The following is a 14,477-nucleotide window of genomic DNA, read 5'->3' as shown; positions in this document are numbered from 1 at the left end:
AATTCATTCATCGATCCTTCTTAAAGGTGAACAGAATGACTTCCGAGCGCGCCCCCATTCCCATTTCCTACTTCGGCATCGCCGTCGGTGTGCTGGCGCTGGGCAATGCCTGGCGCGTCGCGGTGCCGCTCTGGCATTTGCCGCAGGACATCGCAACTTTCGTGACCTGGAGCGGCATCGCGGTGTGGCTCGCGCTGCTGGCGCTCTACGCCCACAAGTGGCTGCGCCACCGCGACGCCGCGCGCGCCGAGATGAACCACCCGGTGCAGTCGGCCTTCGCATCGCTGGTCCCGCTGTCCAGCATGCTCGCGGCGATGGCGCTGCTGCCCTACGCACGGGCTGTGGCACTGGCCGTGTTCGCCGTGTCGATTGCTGCATCGCTCGTGCTCGGCCTCTGGCTCTACGGGCGCAGCTGGCAGGGCGGGCTCGCACCCGAACTCGTCACGCCGGCTTTCTACCTGCCGGCGGTCGGGCAGAACTTCGTGGCCGGCACGGCCGCGGCGGCCTTCGGCTGGCCGCAACTGGGCATGTGGTTTTTCGGCGCGGGGCTCTTCTCCTGGCTGGCCATCGAATCGCTGATCCTCGGCCGCGCAGCAACACGCGAGCCGCTGCCCGAAGCGCTGCGCCCCGTGCTGGGCATCCAGCTCGCACCGCCGGTGGTGGGCGGCATCACCTACCTGAGCCTGAACCACGGCGTGCCCGACCTCTTCGCGCAGGTGCTGCTCGGCTACGGCCTGTTCCAGGCCCTGCTGCTCCTGCGCCTCTTGCCGTGGATCGCAAGGCAGCCCTTCGCGCCGTCGTACTGGGCCTTCACCTTCGGCGTGGCGGCGCTGCCGACCCTGGCCATGCGACTGGTCGCGGCCGGTGCCACCGGGCCCGTCGAATGGGTCGCGCCGGTGGCCTTCGCGGCGGCCAACGCGATCATCGGATTCCTGGCGTTCAGGACGATCGCGCTGCTGCTGAACGGGCGCCTGTTGCCTGTGGCGACACCCTCGCGCTGAGGCGGTGGCGGGCGGGGCTCTCGCATCGGTGTGGCTTTGCCGCCCGGCTTGAGTTGCTCCCCCTCAATGGGGCGCCACAATGCGCGCTGTCCGTTCGACAAACGCATTGATCCAAGGAGATTCCATGAAGGCCCAGAACATCCTCCAGACCATCGGCAACACGCCGCACATCCGCATCAACCGGCTGTTCGGCAATGCGAAGCAGCAGGTCTGGGTCAAGTCCGAGCGCGCCAACCCGGGCGGCTCGATCAAGGACCGCATCGCGCTGTCGATGGTGGAAGACGCCGAAAAAAGCGGCGCGCTCAAGCCCGGCGGCACCATCGTCGAACCCACCTCCGGCAACACCGGCATCGGCCTGGCGATGGTGGCCGCCGTCAAGGGCTACAAGCTGATCCTGGTGATGCCCGACAGCATGTCCGTCGAGCGCCGCCGCCTGATGCTGGCCTACGGTGCCACCTTCGACCTCACGCCGCGCGCTGGCGGCATGAAGGCCTCCATTGCCCGTGCCGAAGAAATCGTGGCCGGCACACCCGGTGCGTGGATGCCGCAGCAGTTCAACAACCCCGCCAACGTCGACGTGCACGTGCGCACCACGGCCGAGGAAATCGCGGCCGACTTTCCCGATGGCATCGACGTGATCATCACCGGCGTGGGCACCGGTGGCCACATCACGGGCGTGGCGCGCGTGCTCAAGAAGAAGTGGCCCAAGCTGCAGGTGTTCGCGGTCGAGCCCGTGGCATCGCCGGTGATCTCGGGCGGCGCGCCGGCACCGCACCCGATCCAGGGCATCGGCGCGGGCTTCATCCCGAAGAACCTCGACACCTCGCTGCTCGACGGCGTGCTGCAGGTCGATGCCGAACCGGCCCGCGAAATGGCCCGCCGCTGCGCGCTCGAAGAAGGCCTGCTGGTCGGCATCTCGTCGGGCGCCACGCTCGCGGCCATCGCACAGAAGCTGCCCTCGCTGGCACCCGATGCCGTGGTGCTGGGCTTCAACTACGACACCGGCGAGCGCTATCTGTCGGTCGAGGGATTCCTGCCGGCCTGATCGGGCCATCGGCCAGCTATCGCTTTCATAGCGCCCCCGGCGCTTAAAATGCGCGGTCTGCTTGATAACCACAAGCCACCGACATGCTGCGAATATCCGAACTCAAACTCCCGCTCGACCACGCGCCCGAGGCGCTGGCCACACTGATCGCCCGGACGCTCGACGTCCCACCTGAAGCGATCGCCTCCCACACCGTCTACAAACGCAGCTTCGACGCGCGCAAGGTCGACCTGCTCACGGTCTACATCTGCGACGTGCAGCTGGCCGACGCCAAGCTCGAAGCCGCGCTGCTCGCAAAGCACGCCGGCCATCCGCACATCCAGCCCGCGCCCAACATGGTCTACACTCCGCCGGCCAATGCGGCCGAAGGCACGGCGCGGCCGGTGGTGATCGGCTTCGGCCCCTGCGGCATCTTCGCGGCGCTGATGCTCGCGAAGATGGGCTTCAGGCCCATCGTGCTCGAACGCGGCAAGACCGTGCGCCAGCGCACCCGCGACACCTGGGGCCTGTGGCGCAAGAGCGTGCTCAACCCCGAGTCGAACGTGCAGTTTGGCGAAGGCGGCGCCGGCACTTTCTCCGACGGCAAGCTCTACAGCCAGATCAAGGACCCGCGCTTCCTCGGCCGCAAGGTGATGGAAGAGTTCGTCAAGGCCGGCGCGCCGCCTGAAATTCTGTACGTCGCGCATCCGCACATCGGCACCTTCAAGCTGGTGAAGGTGGTCGAAAACATCCGCGAGCAGATCGTGGCGCTCGGCGGCGAGATCCGCTTCGAGCAGCGCGTGACCGACGTGCACATCGAAGACGGCCACCTGCGTGGCCTCACCGTGCTCGACCAGGCCACCGGCACCAGCAGCGAGCTGCGCGCCGACCATGTCGTGATGGCGCTGGGCCACAGCTCGCGCGACACCTTCGAGATGCTGCATGCGCGCGGCGTGCACATCGAGGCCAAGCCCTTTTCCATCGGCTTTCGCGTGGAGCATCCGCAGGGCCTCATCGACCGGGCGCGCTGGGGCCGCCATGCGGGCCATCCGCTGCTCGGCGCTGCCGACTACAAGCTGGTGCACCACGCCAGCAATGGCCGCTCGGTCTACAGCTTCTGCATGTGCCCCGGCGGCACCGTGGTGGCGGCCACCAGCGAGCCGGGCCGCGTGGTCACCAACGGCATGAGCCAGTACTCGCGCAACGAGCGCAACGCCAACGCGGGCATCGTGGTGGGGATCGATCCGAAAGACTTCCCAGGATGGAGCCCCAATGCCGCGGGCGACGCGCTCGCGGGCATCGTTCTTCAGCGCGAGCTCGAATCCAACGCCTACGTGCTCGGCGGCAGCAACTACCACGCGCCCGGCCAGCTCGTCGGCGACTTCATTGCCGGCAAGCCATCGACCGCGCTCGGCAGCGTGACGCCTTCGTACAAGCCCGGCGTGACGCCGACCGACCTGCACCAGGCATTGCCCGCCTATGCCATCGAAGCCATGCGCGAGGCCTTCCCCGCCTTCGGCCGCAAGATCAAGGGCTTCGACCTGCACGACGCGGTGCTCACCGGCGTTGAAACGCGCACCTCGTCGCCCATCCGCATCGCGCGCGGCGACGACTTCCAGAGCCTCAACGTGCGCGGCCTCTATCCCGCCGGCGAAGGCGCGAGCTACGCGGGCGGCATCCTCTCGGCCGGCGTCGATGGCATCAAGGTCGCCGAGGCCGTGGCGCACGGCGTGCTGGCCGAAGCCGAACAGGCACGCACCGCCTGATGCAGACCATGACGACTTCTTCGCCCTTGCATTTCGCGCGCCCCACCGCCGGCCAACTCGGCGTCGCCACGCTGGCCATGGCTGCGGTGGTGCTGGCCTCCAACATCCTGGTGCAGTTCGCTATCAACGACTGGCTGACCTGGGGCGCCTTCACCTACCCGGTGGCCTACCTCGTGAGCGATCTCGTCAACCGGCGCTTCGGCCCCGGCATGGCGCGGCGCGTGGCGTGGGTGGGCTTCGCGGTGGCGGTGGTGGTGTCGCTGCTGCTCGCGCCGGCGCGCATCGCGGCCGCGTCCGGGCTGGCCTTCATCGCCTCGCAACTGCTCGACATCGGCGTGTTCGACCGCCTGCGCCGCGGCCTCTGGTGGCGCGCACCGCTGGTGGCCACCGTGATCGCGGCCGTGCTCGACAGCATCGTGTTCTGGGGCATCGCCTTCGCGGGCACCGACGGCCCGTGGCTCACCTGGGCGCTGGGCGACCTCGGCGTGAAGCTGGGCGTCGGCGTGCTGATGCTGCTGCCGTTCCGGCTGCTGATCGGACGGCAGGCCGCGCGCATCGCCGCCAACGCCGGATGAAGACGCGCCACGCGCTCCTGCTCGCGGCGCTGCTCGGCCCGGGCCTTGCCATGGCGGCCGAGTTCGTCATACCGAAGCTGTCGGCCGCGTATGCCGCGCGCATCGTCGTTGCCCACTGCGACGACACCCAGTGTTCGGGCCCGGCCACCATCGAGCTGATCGACGCGAAGACGCATGCCACGGTCCAGCGCTTCGAGAGCCAGGACATGAGCATCCTGCTGGACAAAAGGCACCGGCCCGCCGTCAACGCCACGCAGCTCTACAGCGACCAGAGCGCGCTGATCGTCGACGACTTCAACTTCGACGGCCAGGACGACCTGGCGATCCGCAACGGCAACAACAGCAGCTATGGCGGCCCGTCGTACGACGTGTACGTCTACAACCGCACGCGCAAGGCCTTCGTGCCGAGCGCGGACCTGACCGAGCTGGCAACGTCGACCCTGGGCATGTTCCAGGTCGACCACCAACGCAAGCGCCTCGAAACCCTCGAGAAGTCGGGCTGCTGCTGGCACCTGACCACCCAGTACGCGGTGGTTCCCAAGGTCGGCCTGCAGAAGGTCTACACCCGCGAGGAAGCGATGGCGACCGATGGCGAGCACCTGGACATCACCGAAGGCCGGCTCGTGAACGGCCGCTGGAAAACCAGCACCCATCGCGAAGCGATGAAGCAGGACGACAAGCACTGACGCGAAGGCGCATGCCCGCCACCCCATGTCCGACGACACCACCGACTTCCACTTCTACGAACCCGCCAAGGGCCACGGCCTGCCGCACGACCCGTTCAATGCGATGGTCGGGCCGCGGCCGATCGGCTGGATCTCGTCGCAGGACGCGCACGGCGTGCTCAACCTGGCGCCCTACAGCTTTTTCAACGCCTTCAACTACACGCCGCCGATCATCGGCTTCGCCAGCATCGGCGCCAAGGACAGCCTGCACAACATCCGCCAGACGCAGGAGTTCGGCTGGAACCTGGCCACGCGCCCGCTGGCCGAGCAGATGAACCGGTCGTGCGCGGCCGTGCCGCCCGAGGTGAACGAGTTCGAGCTTGCGGGCCTCACGCCCGTGGCCTCGCGGCGCATCGCGGTGCCGCGCGTGGCCGAGAGCCCGGTGTCCTTCGAATGCCGGCTGACGCAGCTCATCCAGCTCGAAGGCCTCGACGGCGCGCCCGTGCAAACCTGGCTGATCCTCGGTGAGGTGGTGGGCGTGCACATCGCGCGCCACCTGCTGAAAGACGGCATCTACGACACTGCCGCTGCGCAACCCATCCTGCGCGGCGGCGGCCCGGCCGACTACTTCGAGATCAGCCCCGACAATATGTTCAAGATGTTCCGCCCGCGCTGATGAGCGCCGGACCCATTCCCTTTTTGCTTGCTGCCAACCTGACACACCCCGATCGATGACCGATACCGCCACGCCCCAAGAAATCCAGGAAGTCCGCGAAGTCACGGAAGACACGGGCAACACCGCACCGAAACAACAACAGCAGCAGCAACAGCGACGGCCACGCGGCGGCAAGGGCCGCGCGCCGCGCAACGGCCAGCAACGCCCGCAGCAAGATGCGAAGCAGGCACAGCCGCAACAGCAGCAACAACAACGCCCCGCGCGCAAGGTGCATCCCGCACTCGAAAAGCTGTTCACCCTGTACCCGAAGATGTTCGGCGCGCACTTCCTGCCGCTCAAGCTGGGCGTCTACCAGGACCTGCTGGCGCAGCACCCCGACGAGTTCAAGAAGGAAGACCTGAAGGTCGCGCTGGGCCTGCATGCCCGCTCCACGCGCTACCTCGAAGCCGTGGCCGCCGGCCACCAGCGCCATGACCTGCAGGGCGTGCCCGTGGAGCCGGTGGCACCCGAGCACGTGCATCACGCCATCCTCGAAGTGTTCAAGCGCCGCCAGGCCCGCTCGAACGAAGACCTGCGCCCCCATGTGGTGACGCGCATCATCGCGGCCATCGAGGCCTCGGGCCTGGGCCGCGACGCCTATGCCGAGCGCGTGCGCACGCAGGACGAAACCAACAACGCCCTGCTCGACGAAGCCGTGGCCGAGCTGGGCCGCCAGGCCGCCAAGCGCGAAGCGCTGTTCCGCGCCTTCACGGCCAGCGGCCGCAGCGAAGCCGAGTTCGCGGAGATGTACGGCATGGACCCGGCGGAAGTGGCGCGCACGCTGGAGCGCGTGCGACGCGACCAGGCCGCGGCCGAAGCGGCGGCGGTTGCTGCTGCAGCAGCGGCGGCGGCAGCCCCAGCCAGCGAAGAAGCAGGCGCAGGCGGCGACGCAGCCGCGTCCTGACGACGACACAACCACATCGGGCGAACCGGGCGAAGACGTCGCCCACAAAAAAGCCGGCGCATGCGCCGGCTTTTTTCATGCCCGCCCGAGAGCGGTGGTCATCGATCAGCGCTGCGCGTTCTGCAGCGCCGCAATGCGCTCTTCGATCGGCGGGTGCGTGGCAAACAGCTTGCCGATGCTGCCCGTGATGCCCATGGCTTCCACCGCCTTCGGCAGTTCGCCGGCCGGCAGGCCACCCAGGCGGGCGAGCGCATTGATCATCGGCTGCTTCTGGCCCATCAGCGCGGCCGCGCCGGCGTCGGCGCGGAACTCGCGGTGGCGCGAGAACCAGGCCACCACCATCGCCGCGGCAAAGCCCAGCACGATGTCGAGCACGATGGTGCTCACGTAGTAGCCGATGCCGGGGCCCGACGAACGGTCGTCGCCGCGGCGCAGGAAGCTGTCGACCGCATAGCCGATCACGCGCGAGAGGAACACGACGAAGGTGTTCATCACACCTTGGATGAGCGTCATCGTGACCATGTCGCCGTTGGCGATGTGGGCCACCTCGTGGCCGATCACGGCCTCGACTTCTTCGCGCGTCATGTTCTGCAGCAGGCCGGTGGACACCGCCACCAGCGACGAGTTCTTGAAGGCGCCGGTGGCGAAGGCATTGGGCTCGCCTTCGAAGATGCCGACCTCGGGCATGCCGATGCCGGCCTTGTCGGCGAACTTGCGCACGGTGCCGACGATCCAGGCCTCGTCGGGCGACTGGGGGTTGTCGATCATGCGCAGGCCGGCGGTCCACTTGGCCATCGGCTTGCTGATGAGCAGCGAGATGATCGCGCCGCCGAAACCCATGACCAGCGCAAAACCGAGCAGCGCGCCCAGGTTCAGGCCGCTGCCCGTCAGAAAGCGGTTGACGCCGAGCAGGCTGGCGACAACGCCGAGCACTGCAACGACCATCACGTTGGTCAAGACGAACAGAAGGATACGTTTCAAGTTGAATTCTCCGTGGGGAACACTGCCGCCCAGATGAGGGCCGGGGGGCCTACTTCAAGCCACGCCCGGCCGATGGTCTGGCGGCCCGTGTGTTGTTGTGCGTTCTGATGGGGCGCAGCCGGACGGCGGCATCCGGTAGAGCCATGATAGGAGCAAAAGTTCTAGCGCCGCCGTATTCCCCGTCTCAGAAGAGGCCTGTCGCGCCCGGTGCCGGGCGGCCCTGGATGTCGGCCCGCAGCCGGGTGCCCCGGCGCATGCTCTGCACAAGCCGCAGCACGAACAGCACGCCGTTCACCAACAGCAGGCCCACCGCGAACAGCCACCAGAGCGTGTACGCACCCGCGGAGGCGGCCTGTGCCGGATCGAGGCCGGGATCGATGCGCAGGATGGGCGCGCCCCCGTCGTCCGTGCCCCGCGCCGTGACGAGCCCCTCGAGCACGAAGGGCTTCACGCCTTCGGGCGCGGCATTGCGCTGCAGGCGGGCCCAGCGGCCGAGCAACGAGGCATCGTTGTCGTCATCGGCCAGGGCCGAGGCCGCATCGACATCGCTCGCCTCGGCGGCTTCGGTGCTGGCGTCTTCGCCCGGCTTGCGCTGCACCGCATCGATCGGCACGGTGGACGCCAGCACCACGCCGCCCTTGGCGGGCACGATGGTGGGCAGCGCGGCCTCGATGCGCGTCGCGACAAAGCTGTCGGCCGCCTGGCGCGCCGCCTGCTGCATCGATGCGAGCTGCTTGCGCGAAACCACGAGGTCGGCGTTCTCCTTGCCCGGCTGCGCGCTCGCGGCGAGTTCCTTCCAGTTGTGAATGGCCGTGTCCGTGCCGTCTTTTTCCACGGTCGCCTCGGCCGCGTTCAGCACGGCACGCTGCAGGGCACTGCAGTCGCCGGGCGCAAGGCCCTCGCCCTCCTTGCAGGCCGCCTCGATGGTGGCGACCGAGCGGTCGAAGTGGCGCACGATCATCGGCATGTTCTCGCGCGCCCGGTAGGCCGACAGCGGATCGGGCGCCTGCCCCATCTGCATGCGCAGCATCTCGATCAGGCTGGCGGCCATGCCGTTCTCCGACGCACGAATGAAATCGGGGCTGGCCAGCGCCTGGATGCTCTCGGGAATCTTCAGCTCGGGAATGACGGGTGCGCTGCCGTTCCAGCGAACCGTCGTGCAGTCGACCATGGGCAGCGCGCGGTTGTCGTCGCCCTTGTGGGCCAGGTCGATCTCGCAGCGCCCTTCGCCTTTCACGCTGGCGTAGCTGGCCCACTGGGGCGGGTTGTCGGCCAGTTGCCGCGCGTCGGTGTACGCGGGGCTCTTGCCGTGCGAGAACCACTGCGCGACCAGCGCCATCTGGCCGCGCAGGTCGGGCGCCGAGAGGCCCAGCGCGATCGCCGCCAGCAGGCCGATCAGCAGGTGCAGCAGATGGCGCCCCCAGTACACGGGCCGGAAGCGCCGCCATTCGTCGGCCACTGACCACCTGTCGCCGAAGCTCACCGCGCTGTAGTCGCTGGTGCGCAGTTCGGCCTCGATCACTTCGCCGTACGGCATGTCTTTCGCGCTGCGCCAGGCCGAGGGCAGCACGAAGCTGAGCTTGTCGCCGATGAAGAGCCCCACCCGCTTGATCGTCACGTTGCTGGCGTTGACCACGGCGATCTGGTTGAGCATGCCGCGCACGCGGTTGACCGGCTGCGGCTGCCGCACCGGCGCCGTATCCGAGGGCTTCCGCACGAAGAGCCACGCCGCGCACAGGCCGGCGAGGAGCCCCGCGCCCAGCAGGTAGGCGTGCACACCGCGCGTGGCGTCCCAGGTGGCGAGCCACAACAGGATGAAAGCCAGCAGCCAGACAAGGGCCGAAGCCCAGCCACCGCCGCGCCCCACGCGGCTAGCGACTTCTTCGGGCGTCTCGGTGCGCTGGCTCAGGATGTCGACCTCGCCGCGCTGGAAGCGCGCATTCGGGTCCGGCGCGACGAATGCGGCTTCGGAAGCCGCCACGGGCGCATGCGGATCGATGTCGCCGGCGGGCGTCTCGATGTTCGGCAGCGCGCCGATCTCGCCGCGCTTCCATTGCTTGTCTTGCGCCTGCTGGCGCTGTGCGCGCTGGCGGCCTTCGAGCAGGTCGAAGCCGTTGAGGCGGATGACCACCGCGCACTTCTTGCCAAGCACCACCAGCGCCTCGTTGTGCGGCTCGACGTAATCGATGGCGTCGTAAGGCAGCAGCACGTCGACGTCGCCGATGGTGTCGTGCTCGGTCGACGAGCCCTGCGTCGCGAGACCATGGCGCACGAAGGCGCCGGTGAGTTCGCGCACGTCGTCGTCGGCCGTGAGGCCCTGGCCGATCAGGAAGGGCTGCAGCGCGGATTTTTCTTCGTCGGTGATGCGGCGCAACACCGGCGCGGACTGGAAGTCCTTGAAGGCGCTGCGGTTGCCCGAGCGCCGCGTCGCATAGACGATGAGGCTGTAGATCGCGTAGAGGATCAGCCCGACCTTGAGAACGATGATGACGGTGTCCATGTTGTTATTGAATTTCCTCCAGGATGAAACAGCGTGCGGCACGCGATGCGGCCGCGAGGCATCGGCAACGCGTTCGCGAACCTGCGAAGTTCAGCGCGACAAGGGCCGAAAGACCTGCGGATCGGCGTAGAAAGACGCCGACGTATTTTCGGCGCACCAGCCCGGCACGCCCAGCACCGGCAAGGGAACGAAAGGCTTCAGTTCGAGCCGTTTCGCATCGAAATTTCGCGCCAGCGTGGCGTCGTCGAATGCCATCGGCCCTGTGGCGGTGTGCGTCAGCAGCACATGCGCGGTGATCGGCTTGCGCGGTGCCGTGAGCTTTTCGAGCAGCGCATGACCGAACAGCAGCAGGCGGGCTTCGGCCCACAGTTCGCGCTGTGTCACGAACAGCGTGTGCCAGTCGCGATCCACCAGCGCACGCCACAGCGCGGGCGGCGCATCGAGCACCGCGCCGTTTTCGTCGAACAAGGTGAGCGCATCGCGTAGTGGCCCGCGCACCGCGGCGACACCCATGCGCGCGATTTCCGCGGCCTGCAATTCATTGAGCCGGCGCTTGGCCTGCGGAAAGGCAAGCCACACGAGGCCGTTGAAGAAGTCGTGCAGGTTGTCGCGCGTGGGCACCGTGCGGGTCTGGAAGATGTGCGCCTCGTAGGCCTGCCCTGCGGGCAATGCGTCCTGGTGCACGAAGTCCGGCGTGCCCTCGGGCTTGAGGGCCTGCAGCGCGGCGGCCACCGATGTGTGTTGGGCAACGGCCTGCGCCACCGCTTCGCCAGGGGCGCGATAGGGCGCAAGCCAGGGCTGCGCCCAATCGACCGCCGGCAGGGTCAAGGCGCGAACGCCCCCGTCCAGCGGATGCGATCGGGGTGCTGCAGCACCGCGAATTCCGCCGTGAGCTTGTCGAACAGCTTGAGCGAGCTGCCGTGCTTGCCGAGCAGGCCGGCCGCGCGCAGCGCCTGCGCCACGTCGTTGAGCGGCACGTCGTTGCCGCTGCGCAGGGCGGGAACGGCCTGCAGGATGAACTCGGCGGCTTCGGAAATCTGCGGCTTCGCGAGTGGCTGCTGCGCGGGCTTGGCAGCCCTCGTGGTCTTCCGGGCGGCGGTCTTGGTCGCGGCCTTCTTTGCCGCGGGTGCGGGTGCAACCGCTGCTGCGGGCGCGGACGCCGCGGCGCTGCTTCTTGCGCGCGAGGTCTTCGCGGGCGCCGACTTGGCCGCCGCCTTCTTCGCCGGCGCCGTGCGCGCAGCAGGCTTCACGCCGTGATGCGCCAGGTCCATGAACGCGTCATAGACGCCGATGGTCTCTTCACCCGTCTTGCCCTGCTGGCCGATGCCGCAGACGCGGCAGCCCTTCTCGCGCAGCCGCACCACGAGCGGCGCGAAGTCGGAGTCGGAAGACACCAGCACCACCACGTCGGGCCGCTCGGCGATCACGAGGTCGATGGCATCGACCGCGAGCGCGATGTCGGTGCTGTTCTTGCCGGCCGAGAGGTTGACCATCGGCCGCACCGACAGCCGCTTGAACAGCGCCTGCCGGTTGACCGCCATCTCGGCATTGCAATACGCGCGACGCACATGGATGGCGCCGTAGTCGTCCATCGTGCGCTGCACGGCCTGCTCGATCACGTCGGCCGAGACGTTGTCGGCATCGATCAGCAGCATCACGCGCAGCGTCGGGGTCATGCGAGCTTCCAATTGATGGTTTCGCCGCCGCGCAGGGGCTTGAGCGTGGCGTCGCCGTAAGGCACGGTCTCGGGCACGGTCCAGCTTTCGCGCTTGAGCGTGACGGTGTCGGTGTGGCGCGGCAGGTTGTAGAAGTCGGGGCCGTGGAAGCTCGCGAAGCCTTCGAGCTTGTCGAGCGCATTCACGCTGTCGAAGGCCTCGGCATACAGCTCGATGGCCGTCAGCGCGGTGTAGCAGCCGGCGCAGCCGAGTGCGTGTTCCTTCAGGTGCGCGGGGTGCGGCGCGCTGTCGGTGCCCAGGAAGAAGCGGTCGCTGCCGCTGGTGGCCGCCTCGACCAGCGCCACGCGATGCGTCTCGCGCTTGAGCACGGGCAGGCAGTAGTAGTGCGGACGGATGCCGCCCGTGAAGATTGCGTTGCGGTTGTAGAGCAGGTGGTGCGCGGTGATGGTGGCTGCCGTGAAGCGGTCGGCATCGCGCACGTAATGCGCGCCCTCTTTGGTGGTCAGGTGCTCGAACACCACCTTCAGCTCGGGGAAGTCGCGGCGCAGCGGAATCATCACGCGGTCGACGAACACGGCTTCGCGGTCGAACAGGTCGATCGCCGGGTCGGTCACCTCGCCATGCACCAGCAGCAGCAGGCCGTGCTTCTGCATGGCTTCGAGCGTCTTGTAGGTGTGGCGGATGTCGGTCACGCCGGCATCGCTGTTGGTGGTGGCGCCGGCCGGGTAGAGCTTGAGCGCGCGCACGCCGGCTTCGGCGGCCAGCGCGATTTCTTCGGGCGGCAGCTTGTCGGTCAGGTAGAGCGACATCACCGGCTCGAAGGTGGTGCCTACGGGCACGGCGGCGCGGATGCGGTCGCGGTACGCGATGGCCTGCGCGGCGGTGGTCACGGGGGGACGCAGGTTGGGCATGATCAGCGCGCGGCCGAACTGGCGCGCGCTGTGGGGCACGACGGCTTCGAGCGCGGCGCCATCGCGCACATGCAAATGCCAGTCGTCGGGGCGGGTGATCGTGAGGGTGTCTGTCATGGCGGGGCGATTGTCGCATCGCCCCCCAGCAAGTACTCGCGCACCAGCGTGCGCGCACGGTGCAGCCGGCTCTTGATGGCGCCGCTCGGCTCGCCCAGGCGCCCGGCAATCTCGGCGATGGTGAGTTCCTCGAAATCGCGCAGCAGCACCACCTCCAGGTAGTGCGCGGGCAGCGACTCCAGCGCGTGCGTCAGGTCCAGCCGCAGTGCGTCGTCGGTGCGGCTGGCCAGTTGCCGCTCGGCCACGTCCTCGTCGAGCGGGTCGTGCCGGAACATCGCGCGCTGCAGCCGCAGGCATTCGCGCTTGATGACGGTGAACAGCCACGACGAAAAAGCCGCGGCCGCCTTCAGGCCGCGCACCTTGCGCGCGATCACCAGCAGCGATTCCTGCACGGCGTCGTCGACGTCGCTGGCCTGGCAGTGCCGGTGGGCATAGCGACGCGCATCGGCCTGGCACACCGCCAGCAGCCCTGCGATGGCCACGGGATCGCCGGTCTGCGCGGCATGGATCAGATCGGTGCGGTCGATCCCGGCGGCCACGGCTCAGCGCCCCTTGACGGGTTTGCGCCCGACCATCGCGCACATCGGGCAGAAGCCGAACAGGCCCGTCAGCGCGAACATCGCGCCCATGAGGCCAATGGCCACGGCAAGTCCGAAGCCGGCCGAGCCCCAGCCGATGGCCGCGTAAACAAGGGCGGCAAGGCCCATGACGATGCGCAGTGCGCGCTCCCAACCGGGAAGATTTTTGGCGTAGAACATGGCGATTCCTTCGATCCTTGGGTGCATGAGGAAGACCCTCGGACACAAGGAGGCGTCGAACCCGCCGAACGGTTCGCGGGAATCCGCAAATTCTCTGGTTATTTCTGGAACACCCGGCAGGCACGCGAGCTGGCGCCCTGCAGCCACTTGCAAAAATTGACCGAGCAGCGCGCGCCCTTGTTCGGCGGCCAGGGGTCGAGGATGCGCAGCGTGGTGCCGCGCCCGCTTGGGTCGCCATCGCCGCGAATGCCCACCATGACGACCATGTGGCCCGGCCGGCCGATGCCGTCCGCACGGCCCTTGGCCGTCCAGAGCATGTCGAACATCAGCGGCCCGTGGTGCAGCGCGGCGCGAAGCGCCCTCGGCGACCAGGGCGACGGCGACCGCACCGCCAAGCCGTGCGCGGCCGCGAACCGATGCCCGTCCGCCATGCGTGCGTCGTGGGTGTCGACGAAATCGTGCAGCCCGCCATCGGCCGCGACCAGCTCGGCCGGCGTGCGCGCCACCACCGCCTGCACGTTGGAGCGGGTCATCATTGCGACGCCGGCGGCCCAGCACAGCGCGGCGGCCGGCGGCGACACCAGCGCGACCGGATGCAGGATCGGCGCATCGACCTCGCCATCGAACGCGACGTTCTGCGTGCAGGGGCCGGCCTCGCCGTCTTCCACCAGCCAGTGCGCGGCCTGCAGGCGCAGCACGGCCGCACGGGTGAGCGGGCCGTAGTCGCCATCGGTGGCCAGGCCGGGGCTGGGCAGCAGCTTGCGGTTCAATGCCTCCTGCAGTCGGCGGACATCGGCACCGCGCCAACCCTGTTTCAACGTGATCATCGGCGTGCCCCTTTTCGGGCGCATGGAAGCGCGGACTCTGGAACGCGAGCGGCTGCA

The 14,477-nt window shown here is 68.4% G+C and carries 15 protein-coding genes; 7 read left to right on the top strand and 8 right to left on the bottom strand.

The genetic code is table 11. The features are described from left to right. Nucleotides 1–35 precede the first annotated feature (35 nt). The 7 genes from tehA (at nucleotide 36) to BLQ28_RS22580 (ending at nucleotide 6,650) form a co-directional block, all read left to right on the top strand. Complete coding sequence (gene tehA, locus BLQ28_RS22610; RefSeq protein WP_093244752.1) at nucleotides 36–1,001, top strand: dicarboxylate transporter/tellurite-resistance protein TehA; 966 nt, start codon at nucleotides 36–38, stop codon at nucleotides 999–1,001. 124 nt (nucleotides 1,002–1,125) lie between these two features. After that, nucleotides 1,126–2,046: a cysteine synthase A gene (gene cysK / locus BLQ28_RS22605; protein ID WP_093244750.1), complete on the top strand. Its 921-nt coding sequence runs from the start codon at nucleotides 1,126–1,128 to the stop codon at nucleotides 2,044–2,046. An 83-nt stretch (nucleotides 2,047–2,129) separates the two neighbouring features. After that, nucleotides 2,130–3,791, top strand: a complete 1,662-nt coding sequence (locus tag BLQ28_RS22600) for an NAD(P)/FAD-dependent oxidoreductase (RefSeq protein ID WP_093244747.1) — start codon at nucleotides 2,130–2,132, stop codon at nucleotides 3,789–3,791. Between the two features lie 8 nt (nucleotides 3,792–3,799). After that, a complete protein-coding gene (locus BLQ28_RS22595; protein ID WP_093245519.1) occupies nucleotides 3,800–4,366 on the top strand; it encodes a VUT family protein in 567 nt (188 codons plus the stop codon). Next, nucleotides 4,363–5,052: an FG-GAP repeat protein gene (locus tag BLQ28_RS22590; protein WP_093244745.1), complete on the top strand. Its 690-nt coding sequence runs from the start codon at nucleotides 4,363–4,365 to the stop codon at nucleotides 5,050–5,052. Before BLQ28_RS22595 ends, BLQ28_RS22590 begins: the two co-directional genes overlap by 4 nt. A 25-nt stretch (nucleotides 5,053–5,077) precedes the next feature. Further along, nucleotides 5,078–5,707: a flavin reductase family protein gene (locus BLQ28_RS22585; RefSeq protein WP_093244742.1), complete on the top strand. Its 630-nt coding sequence runs from the start codon at nucleotides 5,078–5,080 to the stop codon at nucleotides 5,705–5,707. Between the two features lie 55 nt (nucleotides 5,708–5,762). Then, complete coding sequence (locus BLQ28_RS22580; RefSeq protein ID WP_093244739.1) at nucleotides 5,763–6,650, top strand: ProQ/FINO family protein; 888 nt, start codon at nucleotides 5,763–5,765, stop codon at nucleotides 6,648–6,650. 105 nt (nucleotides 6,651–6,755) lie between these two features. On the opposite strand, the gene htpX is transcribed toward BLQ28_RS22580, so the two are convergent. The 8 genes from htpX to BLQ28_RS22540 form a co-directional block, all read right to left on the bottom strand. Next, nucleotides 6,756–7,631, bottom strand: a complete 876-nt coding sequence (gene htpX / locus BLQ28_RS22575) for a protease HtpX (protein WP_093244737.1) — start codon at nucleotides 7,629–7,631, stop codon at nucleotides 6,756–6,758. Nucleotides 7,632–7,815: 184 nt separating this feature from the next. Continuing rightward, nucleotides 7,816–10,131, bottom strand: coding sequence for an IgaA/UmoB family intracellular growth attenuator (locus BLQ28_RS22570; protein WP_093244734.1), 2,316 nt, complete (start codon nucleotides 10,129–10,131; stop codon nucleotides 7,816–7,818). A gap of 90 nt (nucleotides 10,132–10,221) precedes the next feature. Beyond that, nucleotides 10,222–10,959: a DUF3025 domain-containing protein gene (locus tag BLQ28_RS22565; RefSeq protein WP_093244732.1), complete on the bottom strand. Its 738-nt coding sequence runs from the start codon at nucleotides 10,957–10,959 to the stop codon at nucleotides 10,222–10,224. Then, nucleotides 10,956–11,807, bottom strand: a complete 852-nt coding sequence (locus tag BLQ28_RS22560; RefSeq protein ID WP_093244730.1) for an NYN domain-containing protein — start codon at nucleotides 11,805–11,807, stop codon at nucleotides 10,956–10,958. The genes BLQ28_RS22565 and BLQ28_RS22560 overlap by 4 nt, the downstream gene beginning before the upstream one ends. Next, nucleotides 11,804–12,835: a dihydroorotase gene (gene pyrC, locus BLQ28_RS22555; RefSeq protein WP_093244727.1), complete on the bottom strand. Its 1,032-nt coding sequence runs from the start codon at nucleotides 12,833–12,835 to the stop codon at nucleotides 11,804–11,806. Before pyrC ends, BLQ28_RS22560 begins: the two co-directional genes overlap by 4 nt. Beyond that, nucleotides 12,832–13,374, bottom strand: a complete 543-nt coding sequence (locus tag BLQ28_RS22550; RefSeq protein ID WP_093244725.1) for an RNA polymerase sigma factor — start codon at nucleotides 13,372–13,374, stop codon at nucleotides 12,832–12,834. Before BLQ28_RS22550 ends, pyrC begins: the two co-directional genes overlap by 4 nt. Before the next feature lie 3 nt (nucleotides 13,375–13,377). Next, nucleotides 13,378–13,593, bottom strand: a complete 216-nt coding sequence (locus tag BLQ28_RS22545; RefSeq protein WP_093244722.1) for a YgaP family membrane protein — start codon at nucleotides 13,591–13,593, stop codon at nucleotides 13,378–13,380. A 98-nt stretch (nucleotides 13,594–13,691) separates the two neighbouring features. Next, nucleotides 13,692–14,420: a peptidoglycan-binding protein gene (locus BLQ28_RS22540; RefSeq protein WP_176801200.1), complete on the bottom strand. Its 729-nt coding sequence runs from the start codon at nucleotides 14,418–14,420 to the stop codon at nucleotides 13,692–13,694. Nucleotides 14,421–14,477 lie beyond the last annotated feature (57 nt).

The sequence above is a fragment of the Variovorax sp. EL159 genome (genome assembly GCF_900100965.1).
Classification (GTDB): Bacteria; Pseudomonadota; Gammaproteobacteria; order Burkholderiales; family Burkholderiaceae_C; genus Variovorax.
This window is presented reverse-complemented; position numbering and strand designations above follow the sequence as displayed.